Source organism: Pseudomonas sp. B22129 (genome assembly GCF_044218875.1).
In the GTDB taxonomy this organism is placed as follows: domain Bacteria; phylum Pseudomonadota; class Gammaproteobacteria; order Pseudomonadales; family Pseudomonadaceae; genus Aquipseudomonas.
The window spans coordinates 5004751-5023819 of sequence record NZ_CP162592.1 but is presented as its reverse complement, the minus strand read 5'-3'; the positions used below and the strand labels follow the sequence as shown (position 1 = coordinate 5023819).

At 56.9% G+C, this 19069-nt stretch carries 13 protein-coding genes and 2 pseudogenes; 3 read left to right on the top strand and 12 right to left on the bottom strand.

Annotation, left to right across the window (positions count from 1 at the left end):
- Positions 1 to 152: 152 nt before the first annotated feature.
- The 5 genes and pseudogenes from AB4P94_RS23095 to AB4P94_RS23075 form a co-directional block, all read right to left on the bottom strand.
- Positions 153 to 938 (bottom strand): GIY-YIG nuclease family protein, encoded by a 786-nt coding sequence (locus AB4P94_RS23095; RefSeq protein WP_395607628.1) that lies wholly within the window; start codon positions 936 to 938, stop codon positions 153 to 155.
- A gap of 50 nt (positions 939 to 988) precedes the next feature.
- Positions 989 to 3250 (bottom strand): P-loop NTPase fold protein, encoded by a 2262-nt coding sequence (locus AB4P94_RS23090; RefSeq protein WP_395607627.1) that lies wholly within the window; start codon positions 3248 to 3250, stop codon positions 989 to 991.
- Positions 3251 to 3912: 662 nt separating this feature from the next.
- Positions 3913 to 4281: a DUF4304 domain-containing protein gene (locus AB4P94_RS23085; protein ID WP_395607626.1), complete on the bottom strand. Its 369-nt coding sequence runs from the start codon at positions 4279 to 4281 to the stop codon at positions 3913 to 3915.
- 52 nt (positions 4282 to 4333) lie between these two features.
- A pseudogene (gene tnpC / locus AB4P94_RS23080) lies at positions 4334 to 4870 on the bottom strand (IS66 family transposase); the annotation flags it as partial.
- Positions 4871 to 5259: 389 nt separating this feature from the next.
- Positions 5260 to 5928 (bottom strand): annotated as a pseudogene (locus AB4P94_RS23075) (prolyl oligopeptidase family serine peptidase).
- Positions 5929 to 6934: 1006 nt separating this feature from the next.
- Here AB4P94_RS23075 and AB4P94_RS23070 point away from each other — a divergent pair.
- The 3 genes from AB4P94_RS23070 to AB4P94_RS23060 all read left to right on the top strand — a co-directional run bounded on the left by AB4P94_RS23070 (position 6935) and on the right by AB4P94_RS23060 (position 9532).
- Positions 6935 to 7207 (top strand): helix-turn-helix domain-containing protein, encoded by a 273-nt coding sequence (locus AB4P94_RS23070; RefSeq protein WP_395607625.1) that lies wholly within the window; start codon positions 6935 to 6937, stop codon positions 7205 to 7207.
- A 584-nt stretch (positions 7208 to 7791) separates the two neighbouring features.
- Positions 7792 to 8577, top strand: a complete 786-nt coding sequence (locus AB4P94_RS23065) for an SIR2 family NAD-dependent protein deacylase (RefSeq protein ID WP_395607624.1) — start codon at positions 7792 to 7794, stop codon at positions 8575 to 8577.
- A 481-nt stretch (positions 8578 to 9058) separates the two neighbouring features.
- Positions 9059 to 9532, top strand: a complete 474-nt coding sequence (locus tag AB4P94_RS23060) for an antitoxin Xre/MbcA/ParS toxin-binding domain-containing protein (protein WP_395607623.1) — start codon at positions 9059 to 9061, stop codon at positions 9530 to 9532.
- Between the two features lie 658 nt (positions 9533 to 10190).
- On the opposite strand, the gene AB4P94_RS23055 is transcribed toward AB4P94_RS23060, so the two are convergent.
- From AB4P94_RS23055 to AB4P94_RS23025, 7 genes are all read right to left on the bottom strand, one after another.
- Positions 10191 to 11360: a hypothetical protein gene (locus tag AB4P94_RS23055; protein ID WP_395607622.1), complete on the bottom strand. Its 1170-nt coding sequence runs from the start codon at positions 11358 to 11360 to the stop codon at positions 10191 to 10193.
- Between the two features lie 84 nt (positions 11361 to 11444).
- Positions 11445 to 13085 carry a dipeptide ABC transporter ATP-binding protein gene (locus AB4P94_RS23050; protein ID WP_395607621.1) on the bottom strand — a complete coding sequence of 547 codons (1641 nt, stop codon included), beginning with the start codon at positions 13083 to 13085 and terminating at the stop codon, positions 11445 to 11447.
- Between the two features lie 2 nt (positions 13086 to 13087).
- Positions 13088 to 13924, bottom strand: coding sequence for an ABC transporter permease (locus tag AB4P94_RS23045; protein WP_395607620.1), 837 nt, complete (start codon positions 13922 to 13924; stop codon positions 13088 to 13090).
- A complete protein-coding gene (locus AB4P94_RS23040; RefSeq protein ID WP_395607619.1) occupies positions 13921 to 14874 on the bottom strand; it encodes an ABC transporter permease in 954 nt (317 codons plus the stop codon). The genes AB4P94_RS23045 and AB4P94_RS23040 overlap by 4 nt, the downstream gene beginning before the upstream one ends.
- Before the next feature lie 58 nt (positions 14875 to 14932).
- Positions 14933 to 16567 carry an ABC transporter substrate-binding protein gene (locus AB4P94_RS23035; protein WP_395607618.1) on the bottom strand — a complete coding sequence of 545 codons (1635 nt, stop codon included), beginning with the start codon at positions 16565 to 16567 and terminating at the stop codon, positions 14933 to 14935.
- 293 nt (positions 16568 to 16860) lie between these two features.
- Positions 16861 to 18087: a M24 family metallopeptidase gene (locus AB4P94_RS23030; RefSeq protein WP_395607617.1), complete on the bottom strand. Its 1227-nt coding sequence runs from the start codon at positions 18085 to 18087 to the stop codon at positions 16861 to 16863.
- Positions 18088 to 18138: 51 nt separating this feature from the next.
- A complete protein-coding gene (locus AB4P94_RS23025) occupies positions 18139 to 19020 on the bottom strand; it encodes a hypothetical protein (RefSeq protein ID WP_395607616.1) in 882 nt (293 codons plus the stop codon).
- Between the last annotated feature and the right edge of the window lie 49 nt (positions 19021 to 19069).

The window sequence follows — 19069 nt, the reverse complement described above, 5'->3', positions numbered from 1 at the left end:
GGTGGCGCGCAGTTCACGATCGGGCAACGTCCTGCCAATTTCTCCGTGGTTGACCTCGTCGAAGTTGCCGCTCTGCTCGAAGCTGCTGACATTCTCGTCTCTAGCTACGGAGTGCCAGATTTTGGCGTTTATTATCCTGCCTGCCTGCCTGCCTAGTCCGAAGGCACGTAACCATAGGTTCTAAGCTGTTTAAAAGTTATGTCAGGATCCACCGACTTCCAGGCCGCACCACGCACGTTGCGCCAACCGAACAGCTTCATCATGGATAGCGTGGCATCGGCAGCCTTGGTAGCGGCACCAGACTCGCACAGGAGGCCTAGTGAACGAGTGGTCAACACTCCGATGGGCTTGTGAAGCGCTGTCCAGGTTGCACCTTTGCCGGAAAAATAGCGTTTGATTCTCACATCGGGCTTGCTGCTGTAGCCAACGTAGTAGCAGTCATCCTCCAGCGTCAGAACAAACAGAAAATACTCGGTGTTTAGCTTTGTCGGACTCGATGTTTCAGTCACGGTTTCAATCACACTTGGGTTGCGTGGCAGTCTGGGGGCGAGGTTACAGTCCGCGTTTGCGAGGCATTCTGAAGATGTAGCAGCCGAAAGTATTAAACCGTAGCCATGGCTGATGAGCCCTTTTTCAACGTGCTCAACGTTGGTGTTGGAAAAGAATCCCCCGCGCACATTTTGATATCCATGCTGGTGCATCAACTGCAGTACTAATTTGTTTTCTGCCAATTCACCCATTCGGTAATCCACGTACTCAAGGCGACTTCGCGTCAGTTCTTTCACTGGCGGATGTAGGCGCGTCCACGCTGAACCGCTCCCATTGAAATGTTTGCGGATGCGTTTGTCTGGATCTTTGGATTGTCCCACATAGAATTTATCGTTCGCTAGTTCAAGCACGTAGAGATATCGCGTGCACTTTTCTAACATCCAGTCCATAGATCCCTTCGGCCTCCAGTTGCCTAAGTTAGCGCGTCAAGATTCGGCGCTTAATTTGCGCCGGATGAGGGGGTGGGATCGTGTTGCTCTGGGCCATTCAGTACCTGCTGGTGGATGTACATAAATTGATGGGCTGTTTTCAAAGCGGGCGGTAAATGCTCTTCCGGGTGATACATCGGATCGCGTAATGCGTTTCCGTAACGGGTTCGCAGGTTCTCTGCGATCATTTCTGGCATTATTAGGTCCGCGACAGAATCGTAGCTGCGTCTTTCAAACTCAGACCTGACAGGCAGCCCTGACTCTACAAACCAACCCTCACCAACGAAGCACTCCAGAAAAGTGTCGACACCAGTTGGGTCCGTTTCGAAGTGAGCACTGAGCGCTTCTCGTACAGAGGTATTTCCAAGATGCTTATTCCAAAGCCAGTACAGACTCGGCATGTCCTTTGGGTCCGAAGCAAAGAGTGGGCGTTCGTTGTCAGCACTGCAAATTTTGTGAGCCAGACGTTGGTTTAAAATCTCTTCAATGGCATCAGAAAAAACGCGCTCGTCTTCGTGGCGTCCTTCATGGTGATGAATCCATCGACAACATTCCATTCCGAATCCCAGCGGATTAGCTGCGTCGATTACTTCTTCAGCCGCACGTTGTCGGGCGTTAGGATCAGGTATACGCCTCAGTAATTCAGAGACCAGCATGCCCCCCTGCATGATGGTGCCGCCTATCACCATCGGCCCGCGCTCTCGGGGCATCAGTGTCGCATTGGCAGAGAGCGTGACCATCAGTGCGTATGCCTGCTCTTCTGGGATTTCTTCAGCGTGGGCACGAAGCTTTTGAATAAGTTTTGGAAACGCTCCGCGCGACGAAAAGTCCGTGAGGATTTCAATTCGTTCAGATTCATTAGCTCGCGTGAGACTTTCCAGCAGCGAATGAATCGCAGCATCCCCCACGTCCCCATGAGGAATACCGTATGTGAAGTAGCGAGCGAAATATTCGCTTGAGCAGGCTTTTTGCTTTCGCGCCCATGATTGATCCCATTCGCCGCCATAACCCATGCGGCCTATGCGGGGGAAGAGCGGCTCAAGCAGTCCTTTTCTGACTCTCAGGCGTTCTTGCTGAGTGGCCTCAGGCAAGCTACGGATAAGTAAGGTGTCGAGGGGGCTTTCTTGAGGTGCTTGCGCGAATACGTTTTGGTTCTGAGCTTGAGCTTGCTTTAAGAACAAATCAGGATTGCCGCGGATTTCGGCATACAAGTTAGGGTAAAAGATACGTATACCCTCAATTAACATGAGATCAACAATGTCGACTTCACCCTTGAGCAATGGAAGCGCAAAGGTCAACGCGTTGGCATACAATTTCCCGAGGCGCGGTGTAGTGAGGCGCGGTTCGAGGCCATCAACAAAATGCCGTCCAAACGTATCGGCCATTGCTTGGGTGAGTGGTATTTCAGCCTGATCCAAAGCTGCCTGTACCCCTTCAAACGTCAGGTTGCGCAAGCTTTTCTCATCAGCAGGGGGAAGGTGGAGCGGAACTTGAATGATTTTCTCAAGAAATGCACGGCCCGCGCGCTCGCCGCCTTGGCCATATCGTTCGCCCAATGCTGCGGATACGACGGCATCATCGAAGGCCAGTACGTAAGAGGTATGACGAAAGCTTGCTGACAATTTCACCAGCTTGAATATTGCATGGGTTTCGTTGCGATCTAAACGGTCTATGTCATCAATAAATGTGACCACGCGTTTGCCACATTTCTCAAGAATCGATTCTATCCTCTGCTTTAGCTCTTCTAATTTGACCGCTGATAACGATTCCCCTAGCCCCTTTGCAGCATCTCCGGGGTTGATTTGAAGCACTCCGGCAACTGTTAGTGATCCGAGCGACAGCAAAGAGCCGTATTGCTGCAGTGCATCACCTGCACGCTCTTTAAAATTGGGAAGCGACTGATTTAGAGCCCCCGCGAGTGTTGCGAAAAAGCCACGGAGTAGTTGGTCTTCAGACTGAAAGTGCCAGGGATTAAATTTCACGCAGATAACATCTGGGTAGGCTTTCAGCGCCTCCTCCATCATTTCCAGTACGGATGTTTTGCCGTCTCCCCACGGTCCATAGAGTCCGATGACGATGCTCGCAGGATCTACTCGCGTTGCAATCGTATCGGCCATGCGCGTGGCAAAAGGGGCGCGATTGAAACGGTCGTCGGCGCGGGTGGCAATCGGTTGATCAGAGGCGTATTGATGTCCCGGAGTGGCGGGCTCGGGCGGCGGCACGTCGACAGATACTTTTTCGTTGATGAAAAACGCTTTGATCCTTTTGAACATCTCAATTCCTTTTAAGGGCCCACGGTTTTCCCGAGTTTGTGCATAGTCATTTTGACAAGGTTGATCCGAAGAGCCCGACGCGCTGCGCTACTCAGCCAGAGCCGCCATAAAGTCTTCATGCTCAGGTACTTCGCCAATATCTTCCGGCAGGCACCTATCGGCCCCGTCGATGCGGCAAAGCAGTGGCGTAAATAAAAGCGCGGGAATGGTCTTCTCAACTTTAATTGCAGCTATCGGTTACCGCTGAAATCATAGATGCAAAAGGTCCCTTTTTTTGTCAGAGTAACGCAGGCAGCAAGCATTCCGCCATGTGTCACGCATCAGGTGCGTGATTCGTTTGCCATCAATTTATTGGGTAGCAATAGGGCCAAAGTAGCCAGCGCTGGTTGCAGGGGTGTCAGAGGGCAGAGCAGGGAACTGCAGCACCAGGCTTTGACGAGTGTTTAGTTATTGCGTGAAGGCTAGGTGCCACCTTCGACAATGTGACAGGTTCGAATTCGCCTCTGCCAAGAGATAAATACTGCTGTATACCCCAGTCTGTACCCCGTTTCTGACGCAATTTGCTCGGACGCCATGACTGAATATGAAACCGTGTTCGCAACCGAATATTGTCTTCAGCCTTATCTATGTCAGGCCGTTGAGCCTTCCTGACGCAGCCTGAGTCAGCATAGGATGTTCAAATGAAAAGCCTTTGGCGGCCTGGTTTCCCGCCAAGATTCAAACGAAAGCCCCGCGATTGCGGGGCTTTTGTGTTTCTGGCCTCTGGCGATGCTTTCAGTTAAGCGCCTGATCGTTTCCGCATCATTTCGGGCGGTTTCCGCAACTCTTCCAAATTTCGGAGTCATCGGGTGGGCTTCACGATCTCCCCGACCCGTCGATAAGCAGTCTCGGTTATCAAATTGAAACGTGATCAGATCAATTTGTTGTCCTGTATTGCAGCGAAAATGGGGAGGTGATCCCTTGAACCCCATGCTACGAAGGATCGGGATGACATGTTCCTTTAATGCTGCATCGATTTTTTCGCGTTCCATTGCATTACTCTATTTGGCAAAAGAGGAAGGTGTTCGGTAATACGTTTAGCGATTAGATGGACGTCCACTTATGCGGCAGAAGCTCAGTAATCTCGCTCGCCCGCTGCGTAGGCAGGCGTGTAAGCACATCCTTCAAGTAAGCATACGGATCATGCCCATTGAGCCGTGCCGACTGGATCAAACTCATGATTGCAGCCGCACGTTTGCCACTGCGTAGCGAGCCTGCGAACAACCAATTCGAGCGGCCAAGAGCCCAGGGCCGAATTTGATTCTCACACCAGTTATTATCGATGGGCACAACGCCGTCATCTAGATAGCGCGTTAGCGCTATCCAACGTTTGAGGCTGTAGTCCAAGGCTTTGGCGATGGCCGATCCTTCCGGCACAAGCTGCCACTGGGCGATCAGCCAAGTATGAAGTGCGTCGATGATTGGCGCTGCTTTCTCTCGCCGTATTCGCTGGCGGTCACCTGGCTCCAGTTCGCGGATTTCTCTCTCCACTTCGTACAAGGCCGCGATGTAGTACAGCGCTTTTTCGGCGATTTGGCTCTTGTTGGTCGCGTGCAAGTCGAAGAGTTTTCGACGTGCATGGCCACTGAGTAGCCGTTGCTCTGGCGCTCCTTGAGGATATTGGGCATAAGCCCGACGCACGAACTCAGCTCAGCACCGGTAACGCCCAAACGCGCGCAGGTTTTGGCGTTTGCCCGAGTGTCATTAACGGTGTCACCGCTGTTCTGGCGATCGTTGAGCACCCGTGGCAGCAGCGACGTACACACGCCAAGGTGCGGACCGGTGACGCCAAGGCGGGCGCAGGTTTTGGCGTTGTCGGAGGTGCTGTTATTTGAGGCGCAGCCCGTCAAGGCAACGCCGGCAAGCATGAGTGCAGTGCTGAACGTGCGAAATGCGTGTATAGCCCGAACAGGTATGGTGGTTTTATGAGTCTGCATATGGGTAATTTCCTCTACGGCGGTTAAGAATTTTTAGTTCGGCGCGAAGTTCAATCCAGTCCAGTAAGCGGCGAAGGCCCACATATCTGCGGTGTCTGCGATGACCTTGTCGGTCGGCTTGCCTGCACCGTGGCCGGCACGCGTATCGATACGCACCAGGTGCGGCTTGTTTCCGATGGCCGCGGCCTGGAGCGCCGCGACGTATTTGAAGGAATGGCCCGGGACTACCCGATCATCTGCGTCGGCCGTGGTGGCGAGGATCGCTGTGTAGTTCTTGCCCGAATGAAGTTTGTGATAGGGCGAATAGGCGAAGAGGGTTTGAGAGTCTGCTTGCCGCGCCGGATCTCCAAATTCGCCAACCCACAGCTGCCCACCAGTGAAGGTGTTGAAGCGCAACATATCCTTCACCCCCCAGGGCGGGAAGCGCTGCCGCGAACAGGTCAGGGCGTTGATTGACTACGGCGCAGACGAGCAGCCCGCGTTCGACTCACCATGCACCGCGATGCCGTCGGCCGGGGCAATTCGGTTGACCTTCAAAAACTCGGCAGCCGCAATGAAGTCGTCGAACACATTCTGCTTTTTCAGCCGCATTCCCGCCTGGTGCCATGCCGCGCCATATTCGGCACCGCCACGAATGTTGGGGATAGCGACGATGCCGCCCTGTTCAACCCAGGCGAGCACGAAGGGTACGTAGCTCGGCATCAATCTGATCCCGTAGCCGCCGTAGCCATAAAGCAGGGTGGGGGCAGGCTTGGTCACATCCTTGCGTCGAATCAGGAACATCGGAACCTGCGTGCCGTCTTTGGAGGTGTAAAACACCTGGGCGACGAGGGCGTGCGTCAGGTCGGCCTGCCTATTCGAGTCTTCCGAAGAGTGGCCTGCAAACATCCTCGTGCAAGCATTTCAAAATGATCCAAGGGAGCGCTTCGATCATGCCGGTTTATTTCAGCAGGCATTGAGCGAATCCACACCGGACACCTCTGCCAGTTTTGAATTTGATAACCAGCTGTTGAACGTTTCCTGCCAGTGCGGGCCCTAAAATCGGCTACTTCCGCCATAGAGGGCCGTAGAGGTCGCCGCTATCGCCATGGAGCCTTTCCGGCCCAGGCGATGGTGTGTGGTTTTGGAGATGCTGAGGCGAGTACAAAACCCGTGAACTCTTTTTTTTCCGCAAATCTAGGTCGCCGAGCTTATAGCTCGCGATGGCGGTTCGGTAAACTACCGCGTTTGCGTTAGTTGCGACCCCCTGAAAGACAACGATGCTCTCAAGCTTCTCAAGAGCCCATTCACTTCGACCGCTGACCGTCGGAGGACACATCATGTGGACATGCTCGACCACAACGTCTTTCACCGCGGAAAGGTAGTGCTGCAATTCATACGCGCATTCGATCACTGCAGCGCGGTTTTTTTCACCCGTGCGAATAGACGTGATGGTAGCGATGAAGCATGGACCTTCAATTTCGCCGTGAGTCCAGGTGCGAACCTCTTGATCGGCTGGGTCAAAAACAAAAATCACTCAAGGCACCGTGATAAGTGAACTGTGGCTGCTCAAGTGAGCAGCAAGGACTGGCCCGACGTAAGGATGGCGTACGGGGAGGATTTCGGCAGAGAATCAAACGTACACGTTAATTCTAACCAAATGAACACTATAGATTGTAGTCCTATAGTATTCAAAAAGGCTTCATCGTTCCTTTTGCGAGGAACGATAATGGAAGTCAAAGAAGCCTTTGGGGTTGCGATGCGTAACGCGCGCGCTCGGCGAGGACTGACTCAGGAAGATTTCCACGGGATCAGCAGCCGGACCTACCTGAGCACCCTGGAGAGGGGACTTAAGAACGTCACCTTAGAAAAAGCAGTCGAGCTTGCCAGACGTGCCGGGGTCCACCCTTTAACCCTCATAGTGGAGATGTTCTTAGTTCTTGAGCCAGAAGCGGATCTCGCCTCGCTCTTTAAGCAAGTCATCAAAGAAATCGAGTCTTGATTTTGGGCCAAACGAACAGAAATCAGCGGCTCCAAACGGCTTACCCGCTCGTGTGTCGAGCTAAGATCGCTTTCATCTGCGCACACCAATCGCACGTCGGGACTTGAAAAATGAACACTATAGGGCACAATAGCCTCTCGGCAGCCGGAAAACTCAGGTCGCGGCCTTCGATTTTAGGGTAATAGCATAGACATGCGTAAAACCTCCAATGTCTAAGTCAGCCCCTTCTATAAAGAAATGCCTATGGCTAACGAGGCTATTCCCCGACTTACACACCGCAAAAAAAACACCAAGCTTAAGGCCAATATAATCATTTCAAAACCGCGGCAAATTTTTCTCAGGTAATTGAAGTGGTGGAGCGCGCCGGACTGCCTTTGGTCAGTGCGTAAAGTATGCAACATTAGGTGTCGACTGCTAAAACAAAAACGCTCGTAAGGCCGGGGTCGGATAGACGAAGAGGGCAGTGATGGCGATGCCATAAGGTTCTCGAGTCCCTTCTCGGCGTCCTGCATTTGTCGGCACCGAAATTGTGAATTAGCGTAAATGCGCGATGAATCGTGAATACGTGAACAGAGGCTGATCAGATGGACGACATGAGCAGGGCTATACAAGCTCTTCGTGCGGCTCGAAAGGTTGTATTTTTCACGGGTGCAGGTATTTCAGCAGAGAGCGGTATTCCCACTTTCAGGGATAAGCTCACGGGGCTTTGGGCGAAGCATGATCCCCAGCGCCTCGAAACGGCGGCCGCGTTTCGAGAGAATCCTGCTTTGGTTTGGGGTTGGTACCTATGGCGCCGCAATCAGGCGAAGCAAGCAAAACCTAACGCCGCACACCAAGTGGTTACGCGCCTGGCTGACTCAGGCCGAAGTGTCATTGTGGTAACTCAGAATATTGACGACTTGCATGAGCGTGCCGGCTCTCGAAATGTATTGCACCTCCATGGAAGCTTGGCCACGCCAATCTGTTTCGCATGCAAGCGTCCTGCGGATCTGACAAACGAGCAAGCGGCGATCTTAGATGAGTTCGAGTTAATCCAACCACCTCGTTGTCTGCGCTGCAACGGTCGGCTACGGCCCGGGGTAGTTTGGTTTGGGGAAGATCTCCCTTACGGAGCGTGGAAAACAGCGATGGCCGAAGTAAAAAGCTGCAACGTTCTGATATCTGTCGGCACCTCGGGCGTTGTCCGCCCTGCGGCTGATATTCCCGAAATCGCTATGGCAGCGGGTGCAACGGTCATCCATGTGAACCTTTCAGATGTGGCTCTTGGTAACCCAAACGAGTTGATGCTGGTAGGCCCGGCAGCGAAGGTACTGCCTCTCCTACTACTAGCCGTCAATGATCCTTCCCCAGCAAACGCTCCAGCAATTTAAGTTGACGATGCCCTATAAACGTTAAATCAAACCGACCGAATGGCGGTAAGTCTTGAGGCGAGCGATGAAGATTATTGAGCGAGTCGAGATAGAGGCTGTAACCGACGTAAAGTGCGACGTGTGTAGGTGCTCAACCCGATCGGAGATCGATGGACTTCAGTTCGCAACTCTCCAAGCACACTGGGGTTTTGGCGCAAAACATGATGGCGAACGGTATGAGCTTCATCTCTGTGAGAACTGCTTCTTCGGAACGATTGCTTACATAAAGCAAGAGCGGCGAATACAGAATGTTTTCGATGAAAGTGACCAAGCTAACTCTGAAAAACTTGGCTTGGTTGTCAGGGGTGACTTTTTTGGCGACTCCAGGCAGTAGGTAGGGAGACTCTCGACATTTGCAAGGGGGTATTTTAACAAAAAGGTCGACGTAACCTGATGATAGGATCATCAAAATCTTGCTATTCCGGCTTGGAGGAGTAGACCGTTGAGCTTTTCAACTGAACAGCACCGAAATAAAAGGAGTGAAAGGTTGCGTATCTTAGGCGCCGAGGAGTTTTGGGCCTTCAGTTCCGTTCGCTATGCACTTAGGGACTCAGAGCGATTGCTCCAAATCAAGAACGGATTTCCCGCCCATCTTTTTCAAGCCATGCTCCGGACTTTTAACCTTCAAGAACACGCCTTGGCCGTTCTGCTCAATATATCAATGGCAACGTTTGAACGGAGCGTACGAGAGCAGCGAACCCTTGGTACCGCCGCGTCCGAGCGGCTGGATCGCATCGCTACCGTTTCACACCTGGCCGAAAAAGTCTTTGAGAATAGAAATGCCGCGGTTCAATGGATGGCAAGACCAAATAAAGCCATCGGCGGTAGCTTACCAATTATGCTGTGCGAGACTGAAATTGGTGCTCGGCAAGTCCGCCGGGCACTCCGTGCTTTGGACTCTGGAGGCGTAGTTTGATTACCGACTATGAGAGCAGCCATAGGTCGTCGGTGCGCAGATGCTGGTGGCCAAGCTGGTCAAAGAAATATGGGAAGGACTAGAGAAAACTAGCGATGTATAGCAAATGGACAGCAAGGCACTCGGCGGCAATGCACCAGGTTCGTAACCACTCCTTTACCAATCCTAACGATCACGCTTGTTAATCGTGCCCCGACTTTAAGAAAAGCAGAGATTTTAGGGTGTTAGGTAAGACGGAGATTAGAGTCGGAATATTTTTCCGTTTTGGTTTCGACGGTGGCGGGCCCGCATCTCAGGTATCACATGAGCTGCCCGGAGCAATACGTTGAGGAGGGATCGTTTCCATTGAGACGCAATTGACAATTGTATAGCGACGTATAAGTGCAAGCCCTTGCTAGCGCCGCGTAATCAGTGCGCGGGATTCGGCCGGAATAGTTTGATGCGGGCTAGGTACTCTCAATTCTAAAGGTATTGCTCTCATTTCTGATGGTCATTGAAGATGGCTGAATTATCAGCCACCTTCAATATCGCACGCGAGGCCTTGTTTAAAAAACGCTATATTCCGAGCCCATTCTGACAGGTCATCATGACAACGTGTCAATGCTTTGTGACAAATGGGGGTGGGAGCTGGCTTGCCTGCGATGGCGTCAGTGGCCTATTAGAAGTAATACCCGATGTTCATGTACAGCTGATTCTCCCACTGATTACTACCCCCAGCCCCCAAACTCTGGGTATAGCTGCTGCCGCCGATGTACGGATCGTTCTTGCCGATCAACCATTCCGTGGCGATCCACAATTTGCTGAACGAAAACGACGTGCCGAGGATCACTCGCTGCGAGGTTTTGAACGCATCGTCGGACTTGTCGAACGCGCTGTAGTTGGCATACAGCTTCACGCCGCTGATCTGGTCGAACAGGTATTTGCCGCCCACGTCGTAGCTCAAATCCGCCACGTACAGGTTGCCCCGGCTGGCGACGTTGAAGGTGCCGTCATAGCCGCCCAGCGTGACCACGCCGTCGGTGCCTTCGTTGCGCGGCGACATCTGCTGGCGCGCCGCCTGCAATTGCACGCCCCACGGGCCGTTTTTGCCCAGGTAGTGAATGGCCACGGCGTTACGGCGGCCGTCGTTGCCGGTGTCTTTGTTTTCCAGGGTCGAGGTCAGCCCGGAAAGGCCGACTTCGGATTTCCAGTCGCCCAGTTGCATGGCCTTGGCCACGCGCACCACCACGGTGTTGCGTTCCTGGTTATTGCTGCCGTCGGCCACGTAGCTGTCGGCCTCGGAGATCACGCTGGAATAGGTCACGCCCTTGCTGGTGCCACGGCCCTGCCACGCCGGGCGCAGGTAGTAACCGGCCTGGATGTTCCAGTCGCCGCTTTGCTGGATGTATTTGGTGCCGATCTGCTGCACGTCTTCCAGACCGATCACGTTGCCCAGGGTTTCGTAGAAGGTGCTGCCGAAGTACGGCTGCAGGCCGAACGGCACGGTGTTCAGGCCCACCTGAATCTGCTGGTCCGGGTTGAACTTGTAGCCGACCCACGCGAACTTGGCGAACTGGATGTCGCCGTAGTTCTTGGTGTACTGGTACGGATAAGAGCGCCCGTAGAAACGGTACTGCGCCTCGCCGATCCAGGTGTCGGAGTTGTACTTGGCACTGAGGAAGGCGGTGTCGAGGCCGAACTTCTGGATGTCGCGGTCCGGGTCGTAATCCCAGCGCGCCCGCACGGCGCCGCCGAGGTCGAGGTTGTCGGTGACCTGGTAGGCCATGGCCGGTGCCGCGATGGCGCCGAGCACGGGGACCAGAGCGATGTAACGTAGGGTTGGTCGCATGGTTTTACTCTCGTTATTAGTTATTTTTCGGCAACAGCAGCCCGTTGCCGCAGCGAACGCTGCGACGCGGGGAAAGGGGTTGACTCAGTGAGCAGCGGGGCGGATCAGCCTCAGTGGCGGCCCGGCAGCCGGTAGTTGCGAAGCCCCTGGCGCGGCCGCGAGCAGCGCCTGGGTGTAGCTGTTTTGTGGCCTGAGCAGCACTTGCTCGGCGGTGCCGTACTCGACGACCTCGCCCTGGCGCATCACCGCGATGTGGTCGCTGATCTGCGCCGCCACGCGCAGGTCGTGGGTGATAAACAGGATGCTCAGGTTGAGTTTCTTCTGCAGGTCGGCGAGCAATTCCAGCACCTGTTTTTGCACCGATACGTCCAGCGCCGACACGCTTTCATCGGCGATCAGCACTTCCGGGCGCATGGCCAACGCGCGGGCGATGCCGATGCGCTGACGCTGGCCACCGGAGAACTGCCGGGGCTTACGCTGCAAGGCGTCGCGCTTGAGGCCGACCTGCTCGAGCAAATCACCGGCCTCGGCCCACGCGTCCTTGGCCGACAACCCGCGCAATTGCGCGGCGCGGGCGATGATGTCGCCGACGCGATGGCGCGGGTTCAACGAGCCGTAAGGGTCCTGGAAAATCATCTGGATACGCCGACGGTTCGCCGCCAATGCGGAACCGCTCAGGGCGAGGAAATCCGTATCACCCACCCACACATGCCCGCTGTCGCTGTCGACCAACCGGATGGCGGCTTTGACCAGCGTGCTTTTGCCCGAGCCGGACTCGCCGACAATCGCCAGCGTCTTGCCCCGTGGCAGGTTCAGCGACACATCACGCAGCGCCGCCACCGAGCTGCCGCCGACGGTGTAGGTCTTGGTCAGGTGTTCGATGCGCAAGGCCATTTCGCCGTCGGCACTGGGTACATGCAGTTCCGGGTGCAGCGCCGGCACCGCCGCGATCAGCTTGCGCGTGTAAGCGTGGGCCGGTGCATTGAGCACCTGGTCTCGCTCGCCGATTTCCACCAGACGGCCGCCTTCCATCACGGCAATACGGTCGGCAATCTGCGCCACCACGCCGAAGTCGTGGGTGATAAACAAAATGCCGTGCTGGCCGCGCCCGCGCAGGTCACGCACCAGTTTCAGCACCTGAGCCTGCGTGGTGACATCCAGTGCGGTGGTTGGCTCGTCGGCGATCAATAAATCCGGGTTCATCGCCAGTGCCATGGCAATCACCACCCGCTGGCATTGGCCACCGGAAAGCTGGTGCGGGAAGCTGTTGGCGATGCGCGGTGGGTCGGGCAGTTGGGTCGATTCCAGCAGCGCGAGCATGCGCTCACGGCGTTCAGCCGCGGGCATTTGCGGCGCGTGGATATCGAAGATCTCCTCGACTTGCTTGCCAATGCGAATCGCCGGGTTCAACGCCGCCATCGGCTCCTGGAAAATCATCGCGATGCGGTTGCCACGCAGGGCGCGCAAGCGCGATTCGTCCAGCGTGCAGATGTCGTCACCGAGAAAATCGATCACGCCACCGGCATGCCGCAAGCCCTTGGCATAGTCGCCCATGATCGCCGCCGACAGCACGGATTTTCCCGAGCCCGACTCGCCGATCACACACAGAATTTCACCCTTGCGCACGTCCAGGCTGATGCCCTGCACGGCGTGGCTGCGGTCGGCGCCCTTGGGCAGTTCGACGCTGAGGTTGTCGACCCGCAAAACGGTTTGCTGGCTAGTCATGCTCAACTCCTTGCGCCTTGCTGCGCGTGTTCATCCAGCCCGTCGGCGAGCAAGCTCAGGCCGAGCATCAGGGTGGAGATGGCGATGCAGGGGAAGATCACCAGGTGCGGAAAGGAAATGGCCATGGCGCGGCCGTCGTTGATCATGCCGCCCCAGTCCGGGGTGGGGGGTGGCAGGCCGAGGCCGAGAAAGCCCAGGGCGCCGATCATGATCGCGGTGTAGCCGATGCGCAGGCAGAAATCGACGATCAAGGGCCCGCCGCAGTTGGGCAGGATCTCCACCAGCATGATGCGCAACGAGCCTTCGCCCTGGGTGATGGCGCTGAGCACGTAGTCGCGCGAGCGAATGTCGATGGTCAGCGCGCGCATGATGCGAAAGATCGCCGGGGCGCTGGTGAAGGTCACGGCAATCAGGATATTCAGCGCCGAGGCGCCGAGGGCGATGATGATCACGATGTACAGCACCAGCACCGGGAACGACAGCACGGTATCGGCCACATACGACAGCACCGCATCGACCCAGCCGTTGAAGTAGCCGGCGCATAAACCCATCGCAATGCCCACCGCAAACGCGGTCAGCGTGGCGAGGATCGACCAGAACAACACGGTGCGCGTGCCCCAGATCAAGCGCGAGAGAATGTCGCGGCCGATCATGTCCGTGCCCAGCAGGAAGCTTGCGCCGTCATCCCCGGCCGTCATGGGCGTGAGCAAGGGCGTGAAGCTTTCCAGCGGGCTATGGGGCGCCAGCCACGGTGCGAACAGCGCCACCGCGACCCAGCCGCCCACCAACAGCAAACCGAGCAATGCCAAGGGGTGTTTGAAGGATTTGAGCAGGTTCATTGGCTACCTCCGCCGAGACTGCGCAGGGTGATGCGCGGGTTGAGCCAGGTGTAGGCCAGGTCCGAGAAAATCTTGCTGATGCCCACCACCACGCCGCTGATCATCGCGCAGGCTTCGATCAGGTAGACGTCATGGTTTAGCGACGCGGTGTAGAGCATCGAGCCGAAGCCCTTGTAGGCGAAAAACACCTCCACCACGATCACGTTCGACAGCAGCCACGGGATGTACAACATGATCACCGTGACCGGCGCGATCAGTACGTTGCGCAGAGCATGGCGCAATACGATGCGGGTGGTGGACGCCCCCTTGAGGCGTGCGGTACGGATATACGGCGCTTGCATGACCTCGACCATCGACGCCCGCGTGATGCGTGCCAGGTAGCCGATACCGAACAGGCACAACACCATCAGTGGCAGCACCAATTGCACGGCGCTGAAACCGTCGCTCATGCTGCTCACGCCCGGCAGCCAGTTGAGCCAGAACACAAAGATTGCCGAGACGAACACGGCGCTGGCGAAGTCCGGAATCGAGGTGGTGACGATCGACAGGAACGACACCAGCCGGTCGATCAGCGAGCCCTGGCGGACTCCGGCGAGAATGCCCAGGGTCAATGCCACGGGCACCATCACCAGCAGGGCCAGCCCGGCCAGGGTCAAGGTTTGCCACAGGTTGGGCAGCAACAGCTTGAGCACCGGTTCGCGAAAGTACACCGAGGTGCCCCAGTCGCCGGTCACAAAGTCTTTGAGCCATACGAAATAGCGCCACACGAACGGCTGGTTGTAGCCGTGTTCCAGCAGCCACGCGGCGCGCTGGTCAGCGGCGGAGTAGGGGCCGAGGACGTTGATTGCAACGTCCTCGATATTGAGTTCCAGGGCCAGGAACACAATCAGCGATACCGACAGCAGGGTCGCCAGCAGCATCAGCAATTTGCGCAGTAGAAAATGAGCCATCAGGTACATGCTCCGACGGATGATGGGAAACCTGCCCGCAGGTGCGGGCAGCGTCGACTCAAACGCTCAGCCAGACATTACCCATGGGGTAGAAGTCGGAAGGGTGGACCTGGAAGCCCTGGACCTTTTTGCTCACGGCGGTGAATTTGTCGCCCCAGAACGGCTGCACGATCACGCAGGCGTCCTGCAGGATCTGCTCGACGCTTTGCATGGCGACCGCACGCTGCTTGGGATCGATGATGCCCATGGCCTTGTCCAGCGCGGCATCGAAGGCCGGGTCGCTGTAGTGGCTTTCATTCCAGGCGCCGCCACCGCGATAAGCCAGTTCCAGCGACATCACACCGAGCGGGCGATGGGCCCAATAGGTCAGGCTGAACGCGGCCTTGTCCCAGATCGGCCAGTACTGCGCGGCGGGCACCACCTTGAGGTTGATGCGGATACCGGCTTCCAGGCAGTTCTGTTGCAGGATCTGCGCGCAGTCCTGTTCATAGCGGCCCTGGGTGTTGCCGACGATCAGGTCGATGTCCAGACCGTTGGGGAAGCCTGCTTCGGCCAGCAATTTTTTCGCCGCCGCCACATCGCGCTCGCGTTTGGGCAGAGGGAAGTACTCAGGGTGCGACGGCGCCACATGGTGGTCTTCGCCGAGGGTGCCCATGCCGCGATAGGCGACCTTGAGCATCTGTGCGTTATCGGCGCACAGCACCACGGCCTTGCGGATGCGCAAATCGGTGAAGGGTTTCTGGTCGCAGGCCATGCGCATTACAACGGTCTGCGCCGATTTGCAGCTGAGCAGTTGCGCGCCCGGCAGTCGCTTGGCCAGGTCCAGCTCGGCCACGGTGACGCGGTACAGCACGTCAACTTGCCCGGCTTGCAATGCGGCGAGGTGGGTGGACACGTCGGTGCCCATGTCGATGTAGCGCAGCTCGTCGAGGTTGGCGGGTTTGCCCCAATAATCGGCGCGCTTGGCGAACGTCGCCTGCTTGTTCACCGCAAACGACATCAGCTTGAACGGCCCGGTGGCCAGCGGGTTTTTCGCCCAGTCGTCACCGGCCTTGAAGCTGCGGTGCACCAGGGCGCAGGTGAAGGCGTTGAGCATTTCCGGAATCGCCAGGATCGGCCGCTTGAGTTGCAGGCGGAACTGGTAATCGCTGACTTTTTCGAAGGCCTTGATGTCCTGGAACGCCGTGCGGTTGACCGACTTGGAGTCGACTGCGATCCAGCGCTCGATGTTGTGCTGCACGTCGTCGACGTTGAAGCTGTCACCGTTGCTCCACTTCACGTCCTGACGCAGGTTGAAGGTCCAGGTGGTGAGGTCCTCGGACGGGCTCCAGCTTTCGGCCAGGTACGGGTGGGTGATGTTGTCGGCGTCGACCCAGGTCAAGTATTCGAGGGAGTTGCGCAACAGGTTCGAGGCTTCGATCCAGGTGATCAGCATCGGGTCCTGGATTTCCTGGATCGCACAGGCAAAGCGCAGGCTGCCGCCTTGGCGGGCGGGTGTGCCATCGGCGGCCTGAGCATCACTGCCCAACAGCGCCGAGCCGATAAAGGTCGAGGCACTGGCCACGGTAACGCCCAGCAGGGCGGCGGTACGCAGGAATTGGCGGCGGTTGATCTCGCCGCTTTGCACTTGGGCACACAGGTCGTTTACGGCTGGATGCGGCAGGCTGCCGTCCAGGGTCGTCAAGTCTTTCATAAGCCTCTCCGGTACTTGCGAATATGCGTTTTTGTTGAACCGCAAGGGTCAGTGGCAGGCGCGATGCGCGCGCCGCCGAGACCGCTGTGAAACCGGCAGAAGAACAAGGCAAAACGAAGTCAGGAGGCGGGCAATGGGATAGGACATAGGGCAGCTCTCATGTTGTTTTTATTAGAGATGCCCGCAGTTTTGTCATTTGCGCAACGATGGACAAACGACAAATTCTGCGCAGTAACCTTCTATAAATGCATGTTACAGGTCCTTCCAGAGGCCGCCGGTGGTGCTAGACCGGTTCAGCGCGGCAGCAGGCGCGCATCGAACGGGTAATCGGAGAGCAACTCGATGCCGTGTTCGTGGATGTAGATCTGTTCTTCGAGCTTCACGCCTTCGCCGCCGTCGTCGTGGCCGATGTAGCTCTCCACGCAGATGGTCATGCCCGCCTCGAAAACCCCGTCGTAGCCCAGCGCGTCGATGTCTTCGCGGTGAACCACGTAAGGGTATTCACCGGTCATGCCAACCCCGTGCACCAGCGCGAAGTAGCGGTTGTTTTTGTAATGCTCCGGAATCTTCCAGGCCATTTCGGCGTATTCCTTGAAGCTACGCCCGGCCTTGAGCATTTCCACGTTGGTCTGCACTTGTTCGTAGGCCAGTTTGTAGAGTTCTTGCTGCTTGGCGGTGGCGGGCTGATCGCCACACAAAAAGGTGCGCGAGAAGTCCGCGTAGTAGCCGAAACGGCCGACCACGTCGGTGTCGAGCGCCACCAAATCACCGGCTTCGATGGCGCGCGTGCTGCATTCCTGAAACCACGGGTTGGTGCGCGGGCCGGAGGAGAGCAGGCGGGTTTCCACATAGTCGCCGTCGGTGGCGATCACGTGCTGGTGCAGGTGTGACCACAACTGGTTCTCGGTGATGCCGGGGGTCAGCTTGCTTTCCATCAGGCGCACCCCGGCCTCGGTGGCGCGCAGGCTGGCGCGGATCATCTTCAATTCATTGGGCACCTTGATGCAGCGGGCGCGCTCCAGCGGTTCCTGGGCATCGAACACCTGATAGCCGAGGCGTTGCAGCTCAAAGGCGGCGGCCGAGGTGGCGCTTTCGATGGCGATGCGTTTGCCGCCGCCGCATTTGCGCACCAGCTCGTCGATTTCGGCGGCCCAGTCGGCGGTGACGTTGCCCAGGAAGCTCTCGCAGAAGTAATAGGAGATGGCCTTGGCCGGGCGGACTTCATCCACGGTGTTCAGGGTTTCGGCCAGGTGCAGGCAGCCGCCGAATTCGAAGATCACCACCGGGCCTTCTGCCGGGATAAAGGCGTAGCGGGCCGGGTTGCGCGCCGAGTACACCTGCATGTTGCGCGAGCCGGTGGCGTAGCGCATGTGGGTGGGGTCGAACAGCACGCAGGCGGCGTAGTCGCGTTTCTTCAGTTCGTTGCGCACCCGTTGCAGGCGGTCCAGCTGGATTTGCTGGATCTCGTCATAAGTGGGTTCGCAGTCAGCGGGGTTGCGGTTCGGGCCGGACAGACTCATGGGGTGTTCCTCACAGGGCAAAGACGGTTTTTTGGTTTTTAGAGGCGTGAATCAGTCGAGCAACTGGTCGCTGCGCACCAGGTTGCGTTCGGCTTGCAGATGGGCTTCGGACAGGCGTCCGTAAAGCTGCTTGGTCCGCTGGGCGCGGCCAATGATTCCGGGCTTTTCCGAGTAGGCGAAGATCGCCGTGTTGCGTTCGGTGGCGCCCTCTACACGGGTGACGCGGTGCACCGAAAAGCGGCCCTTGAAGATCTGCAAGTCACCGGGGTTCAGCTCCAGTTCCTGCACCCGCGAGCGGTCTTCACCGCGTACCACCTGGCCCACTGCGCCGAGGTTTTCCTGGCTGCGCGAGCGGATCATCGGTGCGTATTCGAACAGGCCGCCGGCCTCTGGCTTCTGGGTCATCATGCTGACGATGAATTCGTTGGTGTCGAAGTGCCAGGGCTGCTCGGTGCCTTCGGGCATCACGTTGATCACCAGCCCGGCGAAAGGGTCGGCGTATTCGAAAATCTCCGGTTCATCAAGGCAGGCGCCGATAAAGCGCTTCATCATCGGCGACACGTACAGGCGGTGGATGATCGCGTCGGGGGCGATCATGTCGCGGGTCACAAAGCCGCTGGTGCGCTCCATGAATGTGCGGCGCGGGTCATCCTGGGGCAGGCTGGCGTCGTCTTCGGTGAAGTAGGCGTTGACCTTGCGCACCGAGAAAAACGTCTTGCCCGACAACGCCAGGCCTTCCAGGCGTGCCTGTTCCAGCGCGGCGGGGCGCAGAAAGTTCTTCAGCAGGCAGCAACCGTCTTCGGCCAATTCCGCGCGGGCATGTTCGATCAGTGTGCGTAGTTGAACATGGCCCGAATCATGTATGGGGTACAACTCGGTATTAATGATATCGCTGATATCACCGGTTTCGGCATCGGCAAGTTTAAGACTCATACACGGCTCCTGAAGTCGGTTGTTGTGTTGAGTCGATAGTTGCGTAAAG